At 46.7% G+C, this 23,683-nt stretch carries 19 protein-coding genes; 11 read left to right on the top strand and 8 right to left on the bottom strand.

Annotated features, from left to right (window positions below; all coding sequences use genetic code 11):
• Positions 1-16: 16 nt before the first annotated feature.
• The 7 genes from truA to glmU form a co-directional block, all read right to left on the bottom strand.
• Complete coding sequence (gene truA / locus RWM02_RS02240) at positions 17-1,027, bottom strand: tRNA pseudouridine(38-40) synthase TruA (protein WP_314068812.1); 1,011 nt, start codon at positions 1,025-1,027, stop codon at positions 17-19.
• The gene (locus tag RWM02_RS02235) at positions 1,028-2,053 is read right to left on the bottom strand and encodes an LptF/LptG family permease (protein ID WP_314068811.1); all 1,026 of its coding nucleotides are present in this window, start codon (positions 2,051-2,053) and stop codon (positions 1,028-1,030) included.
• Positions 2,046-2,867 (bottom strand): prepilin peptidase, encoded by an 822-nt coding sequence (locus RWM02_RS02230; RefSeq protein ID WP_314068810.1) that lies wholly within the window; start codon positions 2,865-2,867, stop codon positions 2,046-2,048. The genes RWM02_RS02235 and RWM02_RS02230 overlap by 8 nt, the downstream gene beginning before the upstream one ends.
• 342 nt (positions 2,868-3,209) lie before the next feature.
• Positions 3,210-3,911 (bottom strand): polyprenyl diphosphate synthase, encoded by a 702-nt coding sequence (gene uppS, locus RWM02_RS02225; protein ID WP_314068809.1) that lies wholly within the window; start codon positions 3,909-3,911, stop codon positions 3,210-3,212.
• A 1-nt stretch (position 3,912) separates the two neighbouring features.
• Positions 3,913-4,593 carry a hypothetical protein gene (locus RWM02_RS02220; protein WP_314068808.1) on the bottom strand — a complete coding sequence of 227 codons (681 nt, stop codon included), beginning with the start codon at positions 4,591-4,593 and terminating at the stop codon, positions 3,913-3,915.
• A complete protein-coding gene (gene coaBC / locus RWM02_RS02215) occupies positions 4,590-5,765 on the bottom strand; it encodes a bifunctional phosphopantothenoylcysteine decarboxylase/phosphopantothenate--cysteine ligase CoaBC (protein WP_314068807.1) in 1,176 nt (391 codons plus the stop codon). The genes RWM02_RS02220 and coaBC overlap by 4 nt, the downstream gene beginning before the upstream one ends.
• Entirely contained in the window at positions 5,752-7,074 is a 1,323-nt protein-coding gene (gene glmU / locus RWM02_RS02210) for a bifunctional UDP-N-acetylglucosamine diphosphorylase/glucosamine-1-phosphate N-acetyltransferase GlmU (RefSeq protein ID WP_314068806.1), read from the bottom strand. The genes coaBC and glmU overlap by 14 nt, the downstream gene beginning before the upstream one ends.
• 148 nt (positions 7,075-7,222) lie before the next feature.
• On the opposite strand from glmU, the gene RWM02_RS02205 reads away from it, so the two are divergent.
• The 10 genes from RWM02_RS02205 (at position 7,223) to RWM02_RS02160 (ending at position 21,132) form a co-directional block, all read left to right on the top strand.
• Complete coding sequence (locus RWM02_RS02205; RefSeq protein ID WP_314068805.1) at positions 7,223-8,371, top strand: PepSY-associated TM helix domain-containing protein; 1,149 nt, start codon at positions 7,223-7,225, stop codon at positions 8,369-8,371.
• A gap of 260 nt (positions 8,372-8,631) precedes the next feature.
• Positions 8,632-9,399, top strand: coding sequence for a motility protein A (locus RWM02_RS02200; protein ID WP_002950161.1), 768 nt, complete (start codon positions 8,632-8,634; stop codon positions 9,397-9,399).
• Between the two features lie 5 nt (positions 9,400-9,404).
• Positions 9,405-10,175 (top strand): flagellar motor protein MotB, encoded by a 771-nt coding sequence (locus RWM02_RS02195; protein WP_314068804.1) that lies wholly within the window; start codon positions 9,405-9,407, stop codon positions 10,173-10,175.
• An 11-nt stretch (positions 10,176-10,186) separates the two neighbouring features.
• The gene (fliP, locus tag RWM02_RS02190; protein ID WP_376826371.1) at positions 10,187-10,918 is read left to right on the top strand and encodes a flagellar type III secretion system pore protein FliP; all 732 of its coding nucleotides are present in this window, start codon (positions 10,187-10,189) and stop codon (positions 10,916-10,918) included.
• A 142-nt stretch (positions 10,919-11,060) separates the two neighbouring features.
• Positions 11,061-12,377, top strand: coding sequence for a TolC family protein (locus RWM02_RS02185; RefSeq protein ID WP_314068803.1), 1,317 nt, complete (start codon positions 11,061-11,063; stop codon positions 12,375-12,377).
• Positions 12,374-13,516: an efflux RND transporter periplasmic adaptor subunit gene (locus tag RWM02_RS02180; protein ID WP_314068802.1), complete on the top strand. Its 1,143-nt coding sequence runs from the start codon at positions 12,374-12,376 to the stop codon at positions 13,514-13,516. The genes RWM02_RS02185 and RWM02_RS02180 overlap by 4 nt, the downstream gene beginning before the upstream one ends.
• Positions 13,509-16,529 (top strand): efflux RND transporter permease subunit, encoded by a 3,021-nt coding sequence (locus RWM02_RS02175; RefSeq protein ID WP_314068801.1) that lies wholly within the window; start codon positions 13,509-13,511, stop codon positions 16,527-16,529. The genes RWM02_RS02180 and RWM02_RS02175 overlap by 8 nt, the downstream gene beginning before the upstream one ends.
• Before the next feature lie 455 nt (positions 16,530-16,984).
• On the top strand, positions 16,985-18,082 hold the full coding sequence (locus RWM02_RS02170) for a PepSY-associated TM helix domain-containing protein (protein ID WP_314068800.1): 1,098 nt from the start codon (positions 16,985-16,987) through the stop codon (positions 18,080-18,082).
• Positions 18,079-20,217, top strand: a complete 2,139-nt coding sequence (locus RWM02_RS02165; protein ID WP_314068799.1) for a TonB-dependent siderophore receptor — start codon at positions 18,079-18,081, stop codon at positions 20,215-20,217. The genes RWM02_RS02170 and RWM02_RS02165 overlap by 4 nt, the downstream gene beginning before the upstream one ends.
• A gap of 297 nt (positions 20,218-20,514) precedes the next feature.
• Positions 20,515-21,132, top strand: coding sequence for a tetratricopeptide repeat protein (locus RWM02_RS02160; protein WP_314068798.1), 618 nt, complete (start codon positions 20,515-20,517; stop codon positions 21,130-21,132).
• Positions 21,133-21,353: 221 nt separating this feature from the next.
• Here RWM02_RS02160 and RWM02_RS02155 read toward each other — a convergent pair whose 3' ends face one another.
• Positions 21,354-22,898: an inorganic phosphate transporter gene (locus tag RWM02_RS02155; RefSeq protein ID WP_122863028.1), complete on the bottom strand. Its 1,545-nt coding sequence runs from the start codon at positions 22,896-22,898 to the stop codon at positions 21,354-21,356.
• 130 nt (positions 22,899-23,028) lie between these two features.
• Here RWM02_RS02155 and RWM02_RS02150 point away from each other — a divergent pair, with 130 nt between their 5' ends.
• Positions 23,029-23,466, top strand: a complete 438-nt coding sequence (locus tag RWM02_RS02150; RefSeq protein ID WP_314068797.1) for a GatB/YqeY domain-containing protein — start codon at positions 23,029-23,031, stop codon at positions 23,464-23,466.
• The last annotated feature ends 217 nt before the right edge of the window (positions 23,467-23,683 follow it).

The following is a 23,683-nucleotide window of genomic DNA, read 5'->3' as shown; positions in this document are numbered from 1 at the left end:
TCGATTTTTAGATTTTTTATTCGTAAAAAACTCGGTTTAGATAAAGGCCGTTTGGCGGCGCGGGGATACGCGTGAGCGGCTTTTGCTCGTAGATAGCTCGGCGTAAAAGCTCTTTTGCTTTGAGGAAATTTGCATCGCGGCAACCGCTTGAGTTTTTATTACCGATTTTTGCGCGATTTTTTTCGGTATCTATGCTTACGGCTTTGTTTAAATTCGAGTTTTCGGCGTCAAATTTTGAGACGACGCAAACCGCGTGTTCGGCGCTCAAATTTACGCTTTCGTCGCTTGTAGTTAAGATTTTTTCGCGGCTGCTTTGGTTTAAATTTGCCTTGCCGCAGGGTTTTGTCGTCTGCGCGGGCCCAAATTTAAACTCCAGTGCACCCGTTTCCTTAAATTTGCCGTTTTTTGCAAGCTCGAGCGCCTTAAGGGCGCTAGCGACCATGAGGCGAACCTGAGCGCGCAAAAAGCCGTTTGCTTTAAAAACGATGATTGACCGCTCGCCGCGCGCGTAACAAAATGCCTTTGTGACCTGCCGTACTGGGCTTTTGACGTCGCTACCAAGCTTCATAAACGCGCTAAAATCATGCTCTCCGACAAAAAGCTCAAGCAGCTCGTTTGCTAAATTTGGGTCAAATTTCGGCAAAAAAGTCTCGTAAGGCGCTAAAAAAGGCGAAAACTCGCCGTGATTTATGACGTAGCGGTAGGCTCTGGCCGTAGCGTCGTAGCGCGGGTGAAAGCAGTCATGCACGCGGCTTATAAATTTAAGGTGAACGGTAGGGTGAGCGTGGCGATTGATGAGAGCTTTTAGGCGCGTAAAGTCGCTAAAATGCTCGCCGCACTCGACGCAGGCTACTTGGTTGTTTGCATGCACGCCCTTATCGGTGCGCGAACTAGAGATTATTTTGCTAAAAATGCCCACATGCGCTAGAGCCGCACCCAGAGAGTCCTCGACGCCGTTTTCGTGCGGCTGGGTCTGCGAGCCCTGAAATTTCGACCCGTCGTAGCTAAAAATGAGTTTAAGCCACACTTAGTATCTTTTTAAAATTTTAGCCCTAAAGCTAAAAATCGAGGCGATAAAAAATAGCGAAAATATCGCCGCAATCGCGATAAAAACTCGCGAACTAAAGAGCATAATGAGCGTAAAATAGCCAAAAAGCACGCCAAATATCCCAAAATACACAAAGCCCTTTTCGTAGCGGTAGGTCACGATACCCAGGCTCAAAGCAAAAAGCGTCGTCGCTAGCGGGAAAAGCGCGATGAGAACGTAGGTCGCGAAGTCTTTGGCGCGTTTTTTATCCTCGCTCATCATTTGCCAATACTGCCAAAACGACTTCGTCTGCGCGACGCTGTCCTCTTGGGCTGTACTGATTTTCATCGTGCCAAAGTCGGTTTTATGCCACGAGGCGTCCCTGATATCGTAAATTTTGCCATCTGATAGCGTAAATTCAAGAACGGCATTGCTGTTTGTTAGGCGAGCATTTTTAGCTAGAACAAACCTATGTGCGCCTTCTTTTGGCGAATAAAGCGTCACGCCCTCGTAAAGAGTGCCGTTTTCGTCGCTTTTTTCATTTTGGATAAAGACCATCCAGTCGGAAAATTTTTGTCCGAATTCGGTTGTTTTTAAATTTAGCTTGGCGACGGTTTTTTTGTACGAGACGAAATTTGAGTTTAGCTCTGCGGCCGTAGGGATCAGCACTATCGCGGTGACTATTAAAAAGGTCGAAACCGCGCCACTAACGATGAAAAAAAATTTAGCGATCTTAACGGGCGAATATCCGAGCGTAAAAAGCACGATGCTCTCGCTTTCGCGCGAAAGTCTGAAAAACATAAGCGCAAGCGATGCGAAAAACGCGATAGGAACGGTAAAAAGCAACACTCTAGGCAGCATAAACATATAGAGTTTAAAAAGCTCTATAAACGTAATCTCGATGTATGACGTGATACGCGCGATCTGGATGAAAAACACGATCGACATGATGAGAAAAAGCGTCGCAAATAGCGATGCGAACGTACTTAGGAAGTTTGAAAAAAGATAACGCGCCGTCCTATCCATAAATCAGCCCTAAGATGTAGATAAACTGCTCCTTAAACGCATAAACGATGAGCGTAGCAAGGCTCAAAAACGGCACGAAGGGAAGCTCATATCCGCGCTTTCGTACGATAACGTATGCGGGCAGCGTCAGCAGCGCCGAGACGTAGATCGCCATGAGGCCGAGCTTTATACCTAAAATCGCACCCATAACGCCTGCTATAAAGATGTCGGCAGAGCCCATGGCTTCGCGCTTAAGAGCTAGGCTAACGACCGCGCGCAGTAGCCAAAAGGCAAACATAAAAATCGCAGCGTTTATAAACGAATCAAATGCAAATAAAAGCCCATCCGAGTCAAAAGAGGCGGGGAGGTTAAAGCCGTAAAGTAGCGAAAATGCGACGCTGGCAAAAAGCAGAGGATCCGGAACAGCCTTGTAACGAAAGTCGATCAGGCTAAGCGCTAGCAGCAAGATAAAGCAGATGCCAAGCATCGCCGCCTTAAAAATCGCGGCGTAAAAGCCGTCCGTAAGAGGCTCAAGTCCGTGTGTCTCAACGCAATACGCAAGCACGCAAAGCAGGCCGCTAGCAAGTTCAACTAGAGGGTACTGAAAGCTGATTTTTTCGCCGCAAAACGCGCACTTGCCGCGTAAAAACAGCCACGCAAAAATCGGGACGTTATGATACGGTTTTAGCGGTGTTTTGCAGCTTTGGCAGTGTGAGGCGGGAAAATTTATGCTTTCGCCGCGCGGCATGCGGTAGATCAGGACGTTGCTAAAGCTGCCGACTACGGCGCCCAAGATAAAAAATAATAAAATAAAAAATACAACGGCGAAAATCATGGCTCTCCTAATTTAATTTATAATGCATTTGGCTGCTTGCGATTATTTTTGAGCTAGCGGCGACGTTTTTAAGCAATGTTTGCGCAAATTTGCCGCGCTGATTTGAACTAAAATTTGACTAGTTTTTAGCGCCGCAAAAAGCATAAAACACAAAATTTAAAGGCGATTTTAGCGAAATATTGCCTTGAATGATTTTAAATTTAAAGATTTCGGTTCAAAATTTATGCAAAACGGCGTTGAGGCGAGGCTTTTATTTGTCAAATTTAAAGGCGCTTTTTCGGTGAGCGAATCAAATAAAACGACATAAATTTAAAAGATAGCGGTAACCAAAAACGTCAAATTTTATAGTCCGCCAAACCTTCTGTCTTTTTTCTTAAACTTAGCCGTTATCAAGGCTAGCTCCTCGCGCGTAAAATCAGGCCAAAGCGTGGGCGTAAATGCAAACTCGGCGTATGAAGCCTGCCAGAGCATAAAATTTGATAGTCTTTGCTCGCCGCCGGTGCGCACGAGAAGATCGATAGGCGCGGGCTCATCGAGGCAAGCTTGCAGGCTATCTTCGCTTAAATTTAGAGTTAGGTTTTGGGCATTAAACTCTCCACCTTTTTTTTCGCAAAATCTCCTAAAAGCTCTTAAAATTTCATCTTTAGCACCGTAGTTTAGCGCTAAATTTAGCTTTAGCCTAGAGTTTTGCGTGGTTGCGTTTTTGATATCAGCTATCTCGTTTTTTAGCTTGTCGCTTAGCGGACCTTCGTCGCCGATAACGTTAAATTTGATGCCGTTTTTGATAAAACTATCGCGTTTTGAGAGCAAAAATTTATGCAAAAGCTCCATCAAAAAGGCCACTTCGCTCTTTGGGCGCTTCCAGTTTTCGGTGCTAAATGCATAAAGGCTCAGCACCGCCACGCCCTCGTCGATGCAAAACTCGCACATCTGCCCCACGACATTTGCGCCCGTTTCGTGCCCTTTCGTACGTAGCAAACCGCGGCGTTTGGCCCATCTGCCGTTGCCGTCCATGATGATCGCGAGGTGGTTTAGCTCGTTCATTTTAGCCCTTAAAATCAATTATTTTGCCGCTTGGATCAAAGAAAGCGGCGATGTTTTGCGTCGTTTGAGTTTCGCAGTCAAACTCACCTCGCAAGAGCCTAGCGACCTTGTCAAACGGCGTCTGCGCGCTGATTATCCTGGCGCCTTTTAGCGTGAAAATAATCGGAGCGAAATTTGAAAAAACGAGGTAAATTTGACTCGTGCGGGCGCCGTCAAATTTCATCTGAAAAACCCCTTTTATGCCGTTATAAACAAACGAAATATTAATGATATTTTTTTGTAGCGCAAGCAACATTTGAGCTAGATTTTCAAACGTTTCTCGCGAGTCTGCCGCGCTAAGGCCGTTAAATATATATTCATAAAACCAGTTTAGATCGGGCTCGCTTATCAGCCTTTCTATCAGCGCAAGTCCGTCGGGCGCAGCGTAGGCTAAGCTTGGCTTTTTAAAGAGATTTCTTATCACGATATTTTCGGTGCCGCTTGCGATCTCGCCCCAGTATTCGCCGTCCACGTCGAGGCTTTTCATGCTTTTCGTGCTTAGGATTTTGTTGCCCATTTTGAGATTGTAGCGATTATAGCCCGTCTTTTCGGCGACTTTGATGCTGATGGGCAGGCTCGCGTTTAGAGCCGTACCCGCGCCGCCGCTTGCGATTTTTTGCACTCTCGAGACGGGATTTATCATAGCATGCTTGCTAAATTTACTATTTGCCGCGCCGCATCCTCTTTGGACGTTAGCGCGATATTTTGCGCGTCATGGCGCGTGATAAAGGTTATTTGCGTGCTATCAGAGCCGAAATTTATATCGCCGCCAAGCACGTTTAGGCAAACAGCATCAAGGCTCTTTTTCTCAAGCATATTTTTTGCGTTTTGCATGGCGTTTGCGTCGTCCATTTCCATTTTAAAACCGATTTTTTTTACGTTTTTAAAGTCCTTCAAGGAGCCCAAAACATCATCGTTTTGCGCTAGCTCCAGCGTCCAAATTTCGCCTAAATTTTGCTTTTTTAGCTTGCCTTCAAATTTGGTTTTAGGAGTATAGTCGCTAACCGCAGCCGTCATCGCGAGTAAATTTGCGTCCGTCAAATTTGCATGCAGTAGCTCTTTTAGCTCCGCCGAGCTTTGAAATTTGAGCGTTTTATATGGCGCGTTCGTCGTCTCAAAGCTAGCTAACAGCGTCACGTCCGCACCCGCGTAGTAAAAGGCGTCCACCAGCGCTTTTGACATCTTGCCGCTGGATAGATTCGTCACGGCTCTTACGTCGTCGATCTTTTCGCTCGTAGCACCGCCCGTGACGATCACTTTTTGTCCTTTAAATTTTGGCTCCGTTAGCATTCTTTTGGTTTCGTAGATGATCGTAGAAACGTCTGCTAGCGCGCCTTTACCCGTGTCGCCACAGGCTAGGTTTTTTTCTACCGGTTCGATAAATCTCGCGCCGTTTGCCGCTAAAAATTCGAAATTTTTGCGCGTAGAGAAGTGATTTAGCATTTTGTCATTGGCTGCGGGCGCGATGAGTAGGGGAGCCGGGCTAGCGATCAGAGTCTGCATAAAGACGTTATCGCAAATGCCGCTTGCAAGCTTGTTTATCGTATTTACGCTCGCGGGCGCGATGAGGATTAGATCGGTTTTGGCGTAGGCGATGTGATTTAGTCCGTCCTGCCAACTCTCCGTGCGCGAGGTTAAAATTTTATGCTCGCACAGCGCCTCAAAGCCCGCTTCAGAGCAAAATTTAAGCGCTCCTTCGCTAAGCATAACCCGCACGTCCGCGTCTTCTTTTTTTAGCGCGGATAAAATTTCATAAGCCTTATAAAACGCGATACTGCCGCAAACCGCGAGCAAAATTTTTTTATTTTTTAGCATTTTCGTCGCCGCTTTTCGTGTCGTTAAAAAATTTATAGAAAAAGCCTTCTTTATTTACTTGCTTCGTGCGGCTGATAGCTAGCGCGCCGCTAGGTACGTCGCTAGTTACGGTGCTTCCCGCCGCGATTAGCACATCGTCGCCAACTTTTACGGGGGCTACTAGCTGGGTATCAGAGCCGATAAAGACGTTTTTGCCGATTATCGTTTTGTGCTTAGCTTTGCCGTCGTAGTTGCACGTGATAGTGCCGCAGCCTACGTTTGTGCCCTGGTCGATCTCGCAGTCGCCCAGATAGCTTAGATGGCCTGCCTTGACGCCGTTTAGCCAGGCTGCTTTTAGCTCGACGAAATTTCCGATGTGAGTGTTTTTGATCTCGCATTTTGGGCGTAGGTGCGCTAGAGGGCCGACGTCCGAGTCCTCGACGACGGAGTTTTCTACGACCGAGCCGCTTTTGATGACGGAGTTTTTGATGAGGCACTCTCCGATGACGCTTACGTTTTCTTCGATGACGCATTCGCCTTCAAATTTTGCTCTAGAGTCGATGTAAACGCTATTTGGCAGACGCATTAGCACGCCGCTTTTCATCAAATTTTTCTTGATTTCATCCTGCATCAAATTTTGGGCGATACTGAGCTGAAATTTATCGTTTATGCCCATAAAATTTTGCTCTTCGACGCTGATGGCCCAGCACTTTAGACCGCGCTCGTTTGCGATTTTTATCGCGTCGGTTAGGTAAAATTCTTTCTGCGAGTTTTCGTTGCCGATGAGAGGTAAAATCTCGCGCAAAACTTCGCTTTTAAAGCAGTAGCAGCCGGCGTTTGCGCTTTTTATCATTTTTTGCGTCTCGGTCGCGTCTTTTTGCTCGACGATGGCTTCTACTTTGCCGTTATTTATGATCACGCGGCCGTAGCCGTACGGATCTGCCGCCTCAAAAACGCTTAGCGCGATGTCTGAGTTGCCCGCGCTTAGGCGGATTAGGTCGTTGGTTTTTATAAGCGGCATATCTCCGCACAAAATCAGCGTTTTTTCGCTATTTAGCGGGATATTTTTTAGCGCGCCCGCAGTGCCCGGGAAATCTTTTAAATTTTGCTCGTAAATTTTAGTTTGAGGGAAAATTTCTTTGATTTTAGCTTCGACGAGCTCTTTTTGATAGCTCAAAACCACGCTCACGTCGCTACTGATCTCATAAGTCTTGCGCAAAATATGGATAATCATCGGCTCTCCGCAAAGCTCGAAAAGCACCTTTGGTTTGGTTGATTTCATCCTCGTGCCAAGCCCCGCGGCAAGCACAACTACGCCGATATCGCTCATCTTTTTTCCTTGTTTAAATTTGAGCGATTTTATCTCAAATTTGCTAAATGCGGGATTAATGTTTTTTTGGACTTAACAATTTCTTAAGCATTAACTTATATAATCACAGCCTTTGAATATAATCAAAATCAAATTTAAAGGATGCAACTTGCTTTCATTTTTAAAAAAGGCTTTAAGAAGAAATCAGTTTTTGTTTAATCTTCACCTGATTTTATCGATTATTTTTGCCGTTCCGCTACTCATCATCGGCGTTACTGGCGCTATTTTATCGTATCAACACGAGCTTGATGATCTCATAAATTTAAACGCTCCCAAGATAGAAAAAACGGGCGAAATGCTAAGCGTAGAAAAAATTCTGCAAAGCTTTAGCGAGCAAACGGGCGTTAAACAGCCTGCAAGGCTCGTGCTACCTAAAAGCGAAAACGAAGCGGTCAAAATTTATGCTAGCGGTAGCGATGCCTATCTGGTAGATCCGTATACCGCGCAGATCATCGGCAAGGACTACGGAGTCGCCTTCATACGCACCGTAATGTCGCTGCACCGAAATTTAGGCTTTGCGCTAACGGGTAACAAAACCGCGGGCGAGGTCGGCAAGCAGATCGTAGGCGCTAGTACGGTCGCGATGATAGTGCTCGTGATAAGCGGCGTTTGGTTGCATTTCCCAAGGATAAAACGCAAATTTGCCGAGGCGATAAAGCCGAATTTTAAACTCAAAAAATACGCCCTTTTTCACAACCTGCACACGAGTCTAGGCGCCTTAAGCGCAGTGATATATCTCGTCATCTGTCTAACCGGACTCATGTGGTCGTACCGCTGGTATAACGGCGCGGTGACGGAGCTTTTCGTTAGTGCGCAAAATTTGCCTAAAGAGGCCGAGCGCAAAGAGGGCGCGCCCGCAAAAGCAGAGGGTAAAAAGAGCGCCGAGTATAAATTTAGCGATGTGCAGAGGGCTTACGAGATATTTAAATCAAGCGGCATAGAGTATAAAGAATTTAGCCTGATGCTAGCAGCCGGAGATAAGATAAACGTCAGATACTACGAACCGGATGCGCCTAGCACCTCTCGTCCGAAAATGACCTCCGTAAACGTAAAAGAGGGCAAGATGGCGGAGCAAAAACAAACTGAGGGCATAACCGTAGGCATGGTAAAGAGCACGAACTATCAGCTGCATACGGGGTATTTTTTCGGGATTGTTGGTAAAATTTTGTGGTCGGTAGTTTCGCTTTTGATGGCGCTTTTTATCTTTAGCGGCTTTTATATGACTGCAAAAAGGGCGTTTAAGCCAAAAAAGGCTTAGCTAAATTTGCCTTTTGCTAAGCATTGATAGCGTGCGAGCGATAAATTCGTCAAATTTACGCTCGCAGCAAGACGCTATCTCTTGCTCTCGTTTAAAATTTTACTTCGTTTTTTAAATCAAATTTTGACAAAATATAAAATTTTGAAAAATTTTACGCCGCTTTGGAACGGCTTTTGCAAAAAGCTAACCTAAATTTAACTGTATTTTCAACTAAAAAAAACTAAAATACAAACCAAATTTACAATATAGAAAGTTGCAAGATGGATTTAGGTAGCCTCGTCGGTTGGATAGTTATTATGGTGCTTTTGCTCGGTTCCATGCAGATGGGCGTCGGAATCGGAGCTTACATCGATATTCCGTCGGTTTTGATCGTTTTCGGCGGTACGATTTGCGCGCTGATGATCGGCTTTAAGATGGAGCAGATAAAAAAGCTAGGCACGTTTTACGGCATCGCGGTAAAGCCAAAAACCTACAATCTCCCCGAAATCGTAAAAAAAATGGTCGAATACTCTACAAAAGCTCGTCGCGACGGCATCCTGGCGCTTGAGAGCGATGCAAATAACGAAACCGATCCATTTCTAAAAAAAGGCCTATCTATGGCGGTTGACGGCAACGAACCGGACGCCATCAGAACGCTACTTGAGATAGATATGGAACAGGCAAGCTCGCGTCACGGCGATAATATCAAAATTTTCGAGCAAATCGCGGGCTTTGCGGGCTCGATGGGTATGATCGGTACGCTCATCGGTCTGGTCGCGATGCTTATGAACATGTCCGATCCTTCGGCTATCGGTCCATCTATGGCGGTCGCGCTCATTACTACGCTTTACGGCGCGATGATAGGAAACATCCTGGGTTCGCCCGTAGCAAACATCCTAAGTATCCGCGATAAGGACGAAGGCACGGCTAAAGTGCTGATGCTAGAGGGTATAATGGCGATCCAAGCGGGCGACAACCCTAGGACGCTCGAGATGAAGCTACTATCGTTTTTGCCGCCTAAAGACCGCGTTAGTCAATTTGATAAGTAGAAAAAATGGCTAAAAAGTTAATCGATCCGGGTGACTGCCCCAAATGCTTACCCGAGTGGCTCGCGGCGTTTGGCGACTTGATGTCGCTTCTGCTTTGCTTTTTCGTACTGCTTCTTTCTATGAGTACGATGGACGCGAAAAAGCTAGAAGCAGCGATCGGCTCGCTAAGCGGGGCTTTGGGCGTGCTTGAGGGTGGCGCGAAACCGGACGTCAGCGCCGAGCAAAACCAAGGCGATCACGCCACCTCAAACAAAGAGCGCACGGGCGTGAAGTCGAATTTCGAGCAGACTCTGCGCTCTATCAACGAGCTTTTGCATGCCAGCGGCTCGCCGGAGGTTACGTTTGAGGAGAGCGAGAGCGGGTTTGTGATTAGATTGCCGGCAAATTTACTCTTTGCTAAAGACAGCGCCCAGCTACAAAACGACGATGCTTTGCTATTTTTAAAACGTATCGCGATGGTGATAGCCAAGCTACCGCCCGACGTCGTAGCAAACGTGATCGGACATACCGACAGCGAGCAGCCGGGCTCTGCCGAGTTTAAAGACAACTGGCAGCTGTCATCGGCGCGAGCTATCAGCGTAGTTAGCGAGCTTATCAAAGACGGAGTCGATCCTAAAAAGCTAACCGCGTCCGCAAAGGCCGAATTTGAGCCGTTTGCGACGAATTTTACCGAGCAGGGCAGGGAGAAAAACCGCAGGGTCGAGATCCACTTTATTTCGTTAAATTTAGACGACAAAGCCAAAACGCAAAAAAGCATACTGGACGCGCAGGAGTAAATTTGAAAAAACTGACGTTTTTGCTGTTTTTTATCTTTGCGGCGGTCGCGATCGGCGAGGATAACGTCACGATCCCGACCGTAAATCTCAGCCTAAGCGCGCCTACTACGCCCACCCAGCTAGTTAGCTCGCTAAACGTCCTACTGGTCCTCACCGTCCTCACGCTCGCTCCTTCGCTAGTTTTTATGATGACCAGCTTTTTGCGGCTCATTATCGTTTTTTCGTTCTTGCGACAGGCGATGGGCACGCAGCAGATGCCGCCTTCTACGGTGCTTATTAGCCTTGCGATGGTGCTTACTTTTTTTATCATGGAGCCTGTGGGCAAGCAAGCCTACGAAGCGGGCGTACAGCCCTACCTAAGCGAACAAATCGGCTACCAAGAGGCCTTTGAGCGCGGCGTGAAGCCGTTTCGCGAGTTTATGATAAAAAATACGCGCGAGAAGGATCTGGCGCTATTTTTACGCATCAGAAATATGCCAAACCCGCAAAGCTTCGACGATATCCCGCTCACGGTCGTGATGAGCGCGTTTATGATCAGCGAGATGAAAACGGCGTTTGAGATAGCGTTTTTGCTTTATCTACCGTTTTTGGTCATCGATATGGTCGTTAGCTCCGTGCTCATGGCGATGGGTATGATGATGCTGCCGCCGACGATGATTTCCTTGCCGTTTAAACTGCTTATTTTCGTGCTCGTCGACGGGTGGAATTTGCTCGTCATGAACCTCGTTAAAAGCTTTCATTAGGTTTTTTATCGCTATAATCTTAAAAATGCTCCGCGCGCCGCTTAAATTTTCATTTTATTTCACTTACGGCGCCAGACTTCAGGCGGCGCAAATCCGCTCAAATTTAGCCCGCGCCGCCCAGAGCTAACAGGGAAGGGTTTAGATGAAAAAAATTTATATATTTTTGAGTTTTTGCGTTTTTTTAGGCGGTTCGGAGATTAAATTTGAAGGGAATTTGCCCGAGCTGATTTTGGCTGCGCAGAGCTCAAATTTGGCTCAAATTTCAAACTACGAACCGCAAAAAGCGCAGCTGCAAAAAGATGCCGTAAAGAGTGCGTATATGCCAAGCCTCAGGGTTGAGGGCGGATACAGCTTTTTAAGCGGCGACATAAACGTCCTGCGCCCGCAAAGAGCCGCCACGGCAAGGGCTATTTTGGAGCTTGCAGTTTATGACGGCGGCAAAAGAGAAGCCCTGCTAAGCTCTCTTTCGCACCTTAGCGCGGCTGAAATTTTAAAAAACGAGGAGTATCAAAACCTGCTTGCGTTTAACGCGACTAAGCTTTATTTTAGCTTTTTGTCGCTGGGCGAGCTCGCGCTGGCAAAAGAGGGCGAGATAAACTACCTAAAAAACGCGCTAAATAGGCTGGAAAAATACTACCGCGCGGGGCTTAGCGACGAGAGCGAGTATGAAGCGATAAATGCTAGATACGCCATGGCGCTCGCCGAACGCCTCGAGATCTCGCAAAATCAAAATGAGATAAAAAATCAAATTTATGCGCTAACGGGCAGAGATATCGAGCCTGTGGCGGGCTCTAGGATCGCGTTTGCAGACGACGACTCCGCGCCGCAAAAAAGCGAAAAGCCCGAGCTTGAGGCGCTTAGGCTAAATTTCGCCGCGGCTTTGGAGGATGAAAAGATAACCGCATCCGAGACGAACCCGCAAATTTTCATTAAAAATACCTACACCTTTATGCGTACTCATTACGACAGAAATTTGCTGCCGGCGCAGTATAGAAGCGCGCTGGAGCCCTATTTTGACGACTTTTTTAAGCCGAATTTAAACACCAACGAGCTGATTTTAGGCTTTAGCTGGAAGGCGTTTGATTTTGGAGCAAACAAAAAGCAGCGCGAGATAAAGCGCATTAGCGCGCTGCAAGCGAAGTTAAATCTAGATCAAAAGCGCCTGCAAAACGAGCTAAATTTGACGAATATCAAAAACGATCTAAAGACGCTCGAGCAAAAGATCGCTGCAGGCAAAAGCGCACTAAACTCGGCGCAAACCTCGCTAAATGCCGTTAGCAAAAAATACGAAGCTGGGCTGCTTGGATACGTCGAGTTTTTAAACGCGACCGCGCAGAGCTTTAGCGCAGGTAGCGCGCTGGAGCTAAGCAAGAGTAAATTTGAAATCAAAAAGGCGGAGTATCTATACGAGCGCGGCGGCAAAATCGCCGAAAATATCGAAAAAACGGAGCGCAAATGAATAAAATTTTACTTTTTTTACTGAGTGCGGCGGTTGCGCTTTGTGCCCAGGATAGGATCTACGCGAGCTTTGACGTCGCGCCCGCAAAAGACGCGCAGCTCGCGCTAAAAGCCGTCGGTATCGTAAAGAGCGTAAACGTAGAAATCGGCTCTGCGGTAAAGCGCGGCGACGTGCTACTCGAGCTTGAAAACGAGAGCGAAAAGCTAGCCGTAAAGCTCGCTCAAAACGACCTAGAGAGCGCGCAGACGGCAAAAGCTCACGCAAAAAGCGTGCTGGATAAATTTAAGCTCGTTCAAAGCGTGAGCTCGAAGCAGGCTTTTGAAAATGCGGAGTTTGATTTTAAAAACGCAGCGCTAGCCGAAAACAGAGCGCATCTGGCGCTAAATTTGGCGCAAAAAAGACTTGAGGATACTAGATTGCTAGCGCCTTTTGACGGGACAATCTCGGGCAAGAGTATCGAGGTCGGCGAGGGCGTGGGCGGCGTAGCGCAAAAGCTGATGTCGATTTTTTCCTATCCGGACGTGAAGCTCAAGCTTAGCTTTGATGAAAAATTTAAAGACCGCGTAAAAATCGGTAGCGAATTTATCTATAAACTAGACGGCGAAAATAAGGAAAGACGCGGCGAAATCAGCCTCATCTACCCGACTATCGACACGAAAAACGGCAAAATTTACGCCGAAGTGCAGGCGCGAAATTTGACGCCGGGACTTTTTGGCGAGGGATATATCGTATCAGATTCGCAGGTTGAAACGGAAGCCGAGTCTAAAAAGGACGCAAATAAAACATTTGGGCTTAAATTTGACGGCTTTAAAAACGATGGGCTAGCAGGCGCGAAATTTGACGTAGAAAAAACTAGTTTCGGCGCGGCGCGGTTTTCAAATTTGATGGCACAGATGAAAAGCGAGATAAATTTGAACTCAAATTCGGCGTGCGGCGTTAAATTTGACTCCGCCGCAAAAAATGCAAATTTAACGAGCGGGTCAAATTTATCGCATAAACAAGGCGGCGTAAATTTAAACGTCAAATTTAACGCGGCGCAAATTTTACTAGCCGCTAAACGCCAAATGCTTTTTGCGGGGCGAGGAGGCCGGGTAAGTTTGACGCAAAAGCCCGTTTTAGCGAAGGCGCGAAATGTATAAACTAGCTATAAATCGCCCAATTACTACGTTGATGTTTTTCGTCGCGCTCGTATTTTTCGGCGCGATGTCGCTTTTTAGGATGCCGGTAAATCTCTTCCCCGAGGTCGTCATCCCGCTGGTTAAGATCACGACCTACGCGCCGGGCGACATGAGCCTCATCGAGAGCAGGGTCACTAAAAAGATCGAGGACGAGGTCTCGACGATAGACGGTATCAAAAAGATCAGGTCGTATACATTTAACAATCTCAGCATCGTTTTGGTCGAGTTTAATCTCAAGAAAAACATCGACGTCGCCGCAAACGACGTGCGCGACAAGGTCGCAAAGGCAAAGCTGGACGCCCAGCCCGAGATAGAGAAAATCAACAGCGACAGCGGCAAGGTGGCGAGCTTTTTCGTTAGCCGCAAGGACGAAAATCTAACCGCGCTCATGCAGGCGGTCAAAGACGAGGCAAAGCCGTTTTTGCAGCGCGTAAAAGGCGTAGGCAAGGTCGATGACAAGGGCTTTTTGGAGCCTGAGATCAAAATTTACCTTGATCCGTTTAAGCTCGATAAATACGCCCTGACCGCAGCCTCGGTCATAAATATAATCAAATCGCAAAATTTAAAAGCTCCGCTGGGTAAGCTGGAAAATAGCGAATTCGAGATATTTTTAAAGAGCGAATTTGACGCTAAAAGCGTGCGCGAGCTAGAGGATATCCGCCTGCAAAAGGACGTGTTTTTAAAAGACGTCGCGCGCATAGAGCTATCTCATCACGACACCGACTCAGTAGCTATGTATAACGGCAAGCGCGGAGTGCTGCTTGACGCTATAAAAGTAAGCGGCGCAAACACGATCGAGACGGTAAATGCGCTCAAGGCCAAAACGGGCGAACTAGCGGCGAGACTGGGCGAAAACTACGAAGTGGAGCGGGTTTACGAAAAGAGCGAAAGCATCCTAAAGCACATAAATCAGGTCAAATTTGACATGATGCTAGGCGTCGCGCTCACCGTCGTCATCGTCTTTTTCTTTTTGCGAAGTTTTAGCGCGACTATCATCGCCGCGCTTGCGATACCTGCTAGTATCGTGGGGACGTTTTTTATCATCGACGTTTTGGGCTTTGATCTAAACCGCCTCACGCTACTGGCTCTCACGCTTGGTATCGGTATATTTATCGACGATGCGATCGTGGTCGTCGAAAATATCTCCAAAAAGATGCAAGAGGGCGAGAGCAATCCGCTAAAAGCGAGCTTTGAGGGCGTGCGTGAGATCGCCTTTAGCGTGCTTAGCATTAGCGCGGTGTTGCTTTGCGTGTTTGTGCCGATTGCCTTTATGGAGGGCATCGTCGGGCAGTATTTTAACTCCTTCGGTATGAGCGTGAGCGGCGGTATCGTGGTGTCGTTTTTGGTTTGTATCATGCTGATACCTAGTCTGGCGGCGAGGTTTTTGAGCGAGGGCGAGAGTAAATTTTACCGCATTACGGAGCCATTTTTTGAGGCGCTTGAGAGCGGTTATGAGTGGCTTTTGAAGCTTATTTTGAGGTTTAAAACCGCGTTTGTTATACTTACTTTGGGCGTGCTGGCTCTTTGTATGAGCTTAGCGGGCAAGGTCGGTATGGACTTTTTGCCAGTAGAGGACGAGGGGCAGTTTGAGATATTTTTAAAAGCAAGCCCCGGCATCTCGGTTGAGGCTATGAGCGCTAGAGCCGGCGAGGTCGTGCGCGCCGTAGATAGCGATCCGCGCGTGCAGTACTCCTATATGATCGCGGGTTACACGGACTCAAAGGACGCGTATAAGGCTAAAATTTACGTCCACCTAAAGGGCTTTGAGTCGCGAAAAGAGCGCCAAACGCAGATAATGGACGAGTATAGAAAGAAGCTTAAATTTGAAGATCTCAGCGTCAAAGTCCTACAGATACCCTACGTCGATACGGGTAGCGACAGCGAGCCGGTGCAGCTAACGATCACGGGCGATAGTTTGGAAAAGCTAGATGAAATTTTGCCTAAAGCCATCGCCATGGTGCGCGCGATAGAGGGCACGACGGATGTGGGCAGCGATAACGAGGATAAGATAAACGAGCTGCAAATCAGCATAAATAAAGACAAAGCCAAACGCCTAAACGTCGATCCTAGCGCGGTCGCGCAAGTGATATACGCGTCGTTTGGGCAAAATAGGCTAGGTAGCTTTGACAACGGCGACGCGCAGTACGATATGATACTGAGGTTTGACGACGAGTACCGCAAGGACGCGCAGGCGCTGCAAAAGCTAAAGATCAAAAATGCGCACGGCGAGAGCATAAGCCTAAGCGCGGTGGCGGAGTTTAAGACGAGCAAGACCTTTTCCGTGATAAACCGCTTTAACAAACAGCGCCAGATCAGGATCGTGGCAAACGTGGATAACGTCCCGCTGGGCGCCGTGCAAAAAGGTATCGACGAAAATATCGGTAAAATTTTGCCCGAGGGCTTTGAGTACGTGATGACGGGCTTTATCGAGATGATGAACGATACGAACGCGGCCTTTGTGTTTACGATCAGCCTTAGCGTCGTACTCATCTATATGATCCTCGCCGCTCTTTATGAGAGTTTTATTTTGCCGATCATCATCATGATCTCGATGCCGCTGGCGTTTGGAGGCGTGGCGGTCGGACTGTACCTTAGCGGCAACTCCTTTAGCCTGTTCGTTATGGTCGGCGCGATCTTGCTTTTCGGTATGGTTGGCAAAAACGCGATTTTGGTCGTGGATTTCGCCAACCGCTACGCAAATGAGGGCGTGGAGCTAAGCGAAGCCATCGTGCGCGCGGGAGTTAAAAGACTGCGAGCGATACTGATGACTACTTTTGCGATGATATTTGCTATGCTACCGCTAGCTCTTAGTAGGGGTGCTGGATACGAGGGTAACTCCCCGATGGCGATCTCGGTGATCTCGGGGCTCATTAGCTCTACTCTGCTAACGCTACTTGTCGTACCTGCGCTCTTTGGCGCGGTGTATAAGATAGATAAAAATGTGAGTAAAATTTATAAAAGAGAGAAAATTTAGGGCTTAAATTTCGGCCTATTTTTCGGCGAGGCTCGCATCAAATTTGCGCTTAAATTTGACGGCTCGGCCAAATTGCGCCCAGGCTGATTTCGCCTAGTTTTTGAGCGTCTTATTTAAAATTTACTCAAATTTAAAGCGTCAAAATCGCTTTTGCTTACGGTCTAATTTAACCTTCTTCGCCGGCTTTGCTCGGTAGTTAAATTTGCAAGCCTTTTTTATATACTCGTTCATAATCGGCCGATTTTGCCGAGCTTTCGGGCATAAATTTACTAGCCGTTTTTGGCGATTTTGTTGCCCTGCGGAGGGTTAAATCAGCTAGTTAAAATTTAATCTCAAAGCATTTTTTATACAAATCATTAGCCATATTTTTGATAACGGTTTTAGAAATTATTAATTTTTAAAATGCTAAAATCCGCGCCGATTTAAAGCAAATTTTAAAAGGGCAAATTTTAAACGTGAATATATTTAGCAAAAAGATTATATATAAGATTCACACTTACGCTTCGCTGATATTTTGCATTCCTTTAGTCGTCGCTTGTTTTACGGGTTCGGTTTTGGTTTATAAAGACGAGATAAATAATTTATTAATGCCAGGCGCCATATACGTTGCAAAAAATAGCGACGAAAACGAGCAAAAAAGTAGATTAAAATTTGACGAGCTAAGAGAAAAAATAGAAAAAGAGTATCCGCATCACGAGATCGTAGGTTGGAATATCGACGTAGATCCCCAAAAAACGGACAAAATTTGGCTACTGCCTCACGGTGCGGGTCAAAAAGAGTGGGCCTGCGTGTATCTAGACGCATTTAGCGGCGAGATAAAAAGCGATCTCGTGCCGCACGATAGCGGATTTATCGGCGTTATCACCGAGCTTCACGAAAATTTACTCCTTGAAAAAAGCGGTCAAATTTTACTCGGTCTGACGGCGATTTTTGCCTTTATTATTTCGATTAGCGGTTTTATCGTTTACCGAAATTTTTGGACGAATTTACTGCGCCTTCGGTTTGCACGCATGGCTACTTTTATGAGCGATTCGCACAAATTTATCGGCGTTTTTTCGACGCCCGTTATCTTTGCGGTCGCGCTTAGCGGTGCTTGGTGGGAGCTTAGGTTTATGTTTATGCCGCCTTTTGATAATTCTAAATTTGCAATCGGTCCGCAAATTTACGATAAAAATATCTCAATCGACGCTCTCGTGCAAAAAGCGGCTGCCGATATGCCGGGATTTGAGACGCACTACGTTAGTTTTCCGTTTTATGATGGCGCAAATATCACGCTTTACGGGCAAAAACCGAGTCAAGGTTTCCTTCATAGCCAGTACTCAAGCACCGTTTCTTATGATAAACACAGCGCAAATTTAATCGATGTAAAAGATATCGAGCTAGCAAGCAATAAGGATAAGTTTTTATCGACGTTTAGGCGCGCTCACTACGGCGACTATAACGCCGCGACTAAATTTTTCTGGTTTTTATGCGGGCTAGCTCCGCTTGCGCTTAGCGTTTCAGGCATTTATTTATGGATAAAAAGATCAAATTTTAAAAGGAGAAAAAGATGAAAAATAAAATTTTGTTTTCGGTTGCGGCGATAAATTTGCTCGCATCGGTTCAAATTTTAGCCGCCCAAAACGGGGAGAACGCAGCGGGCAAAGAGACGCTTCAGGCCGTCGAGGTAACTAGCGAACAAAGGCGCGACGACGTCAAATACAACGCAAAAGAGCTGGTAAAAAGCACCACGAGGCTAGACCTCACTTCGCGTCAGACGCCTCAGTCGCTTACCGTCATAACGGAGGCCAGACTAAAGGATCAAAACATCAACGACTATCAGGTGCTTTTGCGAAATATCCCGGGCGTCACGCTTAGCAAGTGGGACGAGCGCGTCTACCCTACGGCAAGAGGCTTTAAGATAGATTATTATTTGCTTGATTCGATGCCAAGCTTTGGCGGATTTAGCCTAGGCGCAAACGATATGAGCATGTTGCCGTATGAACGCGTCGAAGTCGTAAAGGGCGCAAACGGCCTACTAGCGGGTGCAGGCAATCCGGCGGCTAGTTTAAATTTCATCCGAAAAAGAGCAAATTCGAAAGAATTGACGGGAAATTTTAAACTAAGCGCGGGCTCATACGATAGATACGGCGTCTCGGGCGACGTGCAGACTCCTGTGACTGCTGACGGCAGCGTGCGGGCTAGAGCGTCTTTTATGCACGAGAAGTCTCGCTCGTATATGGACTACTATAACCGTAAAAACACCGCTATCTACGGCGTAGTGGACGCTGATATCATGGATAGTTCGTGGCTTAGCTTGGGCGCGTTTTATCAGGAGCTAAAGCGTCACGGCGTACGCTGGGGAGGAATGCCTGCGTTTTACAAAAACGACGTTAGGCGCGAGTTTGGTAAAAACGAAATTTTTTCGCAGCCTTGGACTAGGTGGGATATCAAGACTTTTGACGTTTATGCTGATTTTAGGCACTATTTTGAAAACGAAGCCAGCCTAAATCTCTCCTACTCCTTCCGCCGAGCAAACACGGACTCAAATCTACTCTACTATGGCGGCAAGGTAAATTTAGACGGCACGGGCGATGTTAGCGGACTTAGCGTCTACGCAAATAAACGCGAAGAAAATATTCACAACGTAGACACCTACGTAAACGTGCCGTACGAAGCGTTTGGCTTGCCTCACGAGGCGGTTTTCGGCGCTATGTATAACAACTATAAAAAAAGCTCCGACAACGTCAGTAGCTACTGGAATAGCCGCACGACTCCAGCAGGCCTAGCCTATGCGGCGCGTACTAGGATAGACTTTAAAAACCTGCACCTAGACGATCCTAATCTACCTTACGCCGATCAAAACAACGCCGATAAGACGGTGCAAAAGGCTGTATATTTGGCTAATAAATTCTCAATCACGGACGAGCTAAAGTTTTTGCTGGGAGCTAGGATGAGTTACTATAAGTACCGCATCGCGGGCGGCAACGGCAATAGAAACTTTACGCAAGAAATCACGCCGTATCTAGGTATAACGTACGATATCGGCGAAAATCACACTCTTTATGCTAGCTACACGAGTATCTTTAAACCTCAAACCGTAAAGGATATAGAAGGCAAATATCTAGATCCGATCCAAGGCAAGGACTATGAGCTGGGCATAAAGGGCGATTATTTTGACGGAGCGCTATCGGCTTCGTTTGGCGTATTTAAGGTCGTACAAGATAAGCTAGGCGCAAGAACGGGACAAAAGATCCCAGGCACTACGACCGATGCGTACGAAGCTAAAAAAGGCGTGACGAGCAAGGGTTTTGAGGTAGACGTAAACGGCGAGATAAATCAAAATTTAAGCCTAGGTCTTGGGCTTACTCACTTTAACGCCAAGGACGCCGACGGTAAGAAATTTGATACCGAAAGCTCGCGCACTACGGCAAACCTCTTTGCCAAATACTCTATAGCGGACTTTAGAGCGGGCGCGGGAGTGCAGTATAAAAGTAAAATTTACGTCGGTAGCGGCGCAAACGAAATCACGCAAAAGGCCTACACGCTGGCAAATTTGATGTTTGGCTACAGGATAAGTAAAAATTTCGACATCCAGCTAAATATCGACAACGTGTTTAATAAAAAATACTTCGAGGGTATCGGCAACAACAAGATGGTCTACGGCGACCCGAGAACGTTTAATCTAGGCTTTACGTATAGTTTTTAAACCCTTTAGATTTTTTGCCGCGTAGCTTTGTTTGCTAGTGCGGTTATCCAGATTATAAATTCGGCGCTTTTTGTCGGTATGAAATTTGTAAATTTACGAATGACGATAGGCGCCAAATTTAGATATAAAATTAAGCATAAATTTGTCTTAACGTGCTAGAAATACTCTTTTAATGAGCAATAAATTTGTTACAAACTCGGCTATGTTTGATTGTAATTAAGTTTTTAAAGTTTATTTTAAGCGTTATTTTGGCGAACGTAAGGTAAGATTAAGGCAAAATTTTCTTAAGGCTAAATTTTGAAACGCGCTCTTGTTCAAGCTATCTTGCATGTTGTCGTTTTTGCGCTGGTTGCGGCGTTTGCTAGCGGTTGTGCTGCACAAAAAAAGGCAAGCCCTGGCACCCCAATGCCTATCACAAATGCTGAAATAAAGCACATCTGCGACGATAAAACTCCAAAAGAATGCAACAACACGGGCGTGAAATTTGAAAACAACAAAGACTACGAGCGCGCAAAACTCTGCTATCAAAAGGCCTGCGAGGATAACGAGGGTATCGCCTGTTCAAATCTAGGCTCGCTGCATCAAAAGCTAAAAAGCAAGGAAGAGAGCGAGATTTTGACGATATTTGCAAAGTCCTGCACGCTCGGCAACAAATACGGCTGCTATAACGCAGCTAACTTTTACCGCCTCGGGCGCGGTACGGAGCATGATTTTGCCGCGGCGCGTAGACTATACGAAAAGTCGTGCTTGCAGCTAGAACACGCGCAAAGCTGCTCAAATCTCGGCGGTATGCATCAGTTTTCGTTAGGGGTCAAAACTGCCGACTTGGAAGCTGCGAAGAAATTTTATAAAATGGGCTGTGAGATGGGCGATGAGATCGGCTGTAGAAACCTCTCGCTAATAAGCAACGAGTAAAATTTGCTTTTATGTTTGCCTCACGCCACTAGCTCTCTAAAATCTACTTAAGTTACCGCTAAAATTTACTTAGGCTGCAACTCTTACGGGCTATTTTTGACATATAGATTTTGGACGTTAAATTTGACGAAACGACAAAGTCGTGTCTAAATTTACCTCAAATTTGTCAGATACTGACGTAAAATCAAATCAGACGAGCCCGTAGCTCGCAAGAGTCAAATTTAAAGACCCAACACGGTCTTAAGAAGCATATAGATTAGCGCTGCCGAGCCGCCTGCGATCGGTAGGGTGATGACCCACGCAAGCACGATAGGTTTGACCATCTTCCAGTTGGCGTCGCGGTTTAGGATACCGATACCAAGCACCGCGCCGATAAGGATATGCGTCGAGGAGACTGGGATGCCGAGCTTTGTAGCTAGCAGGATAACGGTGCTAGCGGCTAGCTCGGCGCTAAATCCCGTCGTAGGTAGGATCTCGGCTAGCTTGCTGCCTATCGTGGTGATGACTTCTTTACCCAGAAACCAAAGCCCCACCACGAGCGAGATACCAAATGTCACCATCGCGATGCCCGGCACCGGAGCGGTGGCGTTTATCGAGCCTGTTTTTAGCACGTCTAGGATCGCGGCAAATGGACCTACGGCGTTTGCTATGTCGTTGGCGCCGTGAGAGAATGCAAACGAGGAGGCCGTAAATATCTGAAACCATGAGAAAATGCGGTTTGTGCTCTTTTCGGCGTTGTCTTTTTTCATCACGTTTATCATCGCAAGCGTGGCGAGATAGGTGACGATGCCGATGACGCAGATGATCCAGATCGTGCCGATAAAGCCGATATCGAGATTTAGGTGCGCTAGGCCTTTAAACAGCATCATCGATGAGATAATGATCGCGCCGATGCCGGCCACCATCGGGATGTGTTTGCGCATGGCTTTTGACGTATCTAACTCTTTTTCGCGCTCTTTCATGGCTTTGATGGCGAGCTTGTATTCGCTGCGTTCGCCGCTTTCGACGTCGTCGTCGTCAAGGACCGCGATCTTGCTTAGTATCTTTATCTGCTCGCTTTCGGGTTTTGTTTTTAGCTCTTGCAAATAGCGCTCTTTATAGGCTTTACGCTCGCGTTTTAGTACCTTTAGCTCTAGGGTAAATTTACGAGTCGGGATCAAAATTTTAGATTTTATGTAGCCGTAAATGAAGTAAGAAAGGATGCCTCCTAATAGCGGCGAGATGACCCAGCTCACGGCGATCCTGCCTATCTCGCCCCAGGAAACCATAGCTAGTGCCTTATCTCCGCCCATCGTCGTAAAGCCCATTGTAAGCCCGGCTCCAACGATACCGCCTACGATCGAGTGCGTCGTGGAGATAGGCAACCCCTTTTTAGACGCGATAAATAGCCAAATACCAGAGCTTAAAAGCGCCGACATCATAATCAGCACGAAAAGCATCGGCTCCGTGCCCTCCTGCGGGAAGCTCACTATGCCTTCGCGGATGGTTTTGGTCACCTCGCCGCCGGCGAATATCGCGCCACTAAGCTCGAAAATGGCGGCTATAACCAGGGCTTGCTTTATCGTGACGGTCTTGGCGCCTACGCTCGTGCCAAAGGAGTTTGCGACGTCGTTACCGCCGATATTAAACGCCATAAAGATACCGAAAATACTAGCGATACTGAAAAGCAAAAAGTGATGAGTCGGGATGTACTGATAGCCCCAAACGAAAAATCCAAACGCGGTAATAGCGAAGATCGCAAAGGCAAAAAGATTGTCGCTTCTCAAGCAAGTCCTTTTAAAAATGAATGGTTAATTATAGCTATATTTTTCTTAAGCAAGCCAAATTTAGGCGGTTTTATTAGCTTTAAATTTTAGCTTCGTTATAATTTGCCCACTTAAATTTAAAGGAGAAAAAATGACTATCAGAGAGAAAATTTTAGACGATATCAAGACTGCGATGAAAGAAAAAGATAACTTTCGCCGCGACACGCTAAGGCTCATAAACTCGGTCATCAAACAAGTCGAAGTCGATGAGCGCGCCGAGATGACCGACGAAAAGGTGCTGCCGATCCTACAAACCCAGATCAAACGCCGCATGGACTCTATCGAGCAGTATAAAAACGGTGGCAGGGACGATCTGGCGCAAAACGAGCAAAAAGAGATCGACATCATAAACGGCTATCTGCCAAAGCAACTAAGCGCGGACGAACTAGAAGCCCAGATAAAAGAGATCATCGTGGGACTAGGCGAGGGCGCAAATATCGGCGCGGTGATGAAAGCAGCCAAAGAAAAAATCGGCGCTAGAAGTGACGGCAAGAGCATAAGCGAGTGCGCAAAGAGGCTGCTGGGCTAAATTTGCATTTAAATTTGACCGAATTTTCTTTGAAATTTGGTCAAATTTGAGAGGAGGGCAGGCTGGTTTTAAGCTGGTTTGCCTTTGTGAAATTTGAGGCGATACGGAGAGTGACTGGTGCGCTTTTGCTGAATTTACGATATACGGTTTTTGACTGGCGCGGGGCAAATTTGCTAATTTTGATAAATTTGTAAGGATGTATTGCGCCTTTTATAAA

This window comes from Campylobacter showae (genome assembly GCF_963515975.1).
Taxonomy (GTDB): Bacteria; Campylobacterota; Campylobacteria; order Campylobacterales; family Campylobacteraceae; genus Campylobacter_A; species Campylobacter_A showae_F.
The sequence above is the reverse complement of the archived record's forward strand: the minus strand, read 5'-3'. Positions and strand labels throughout refer to the sequence as shown.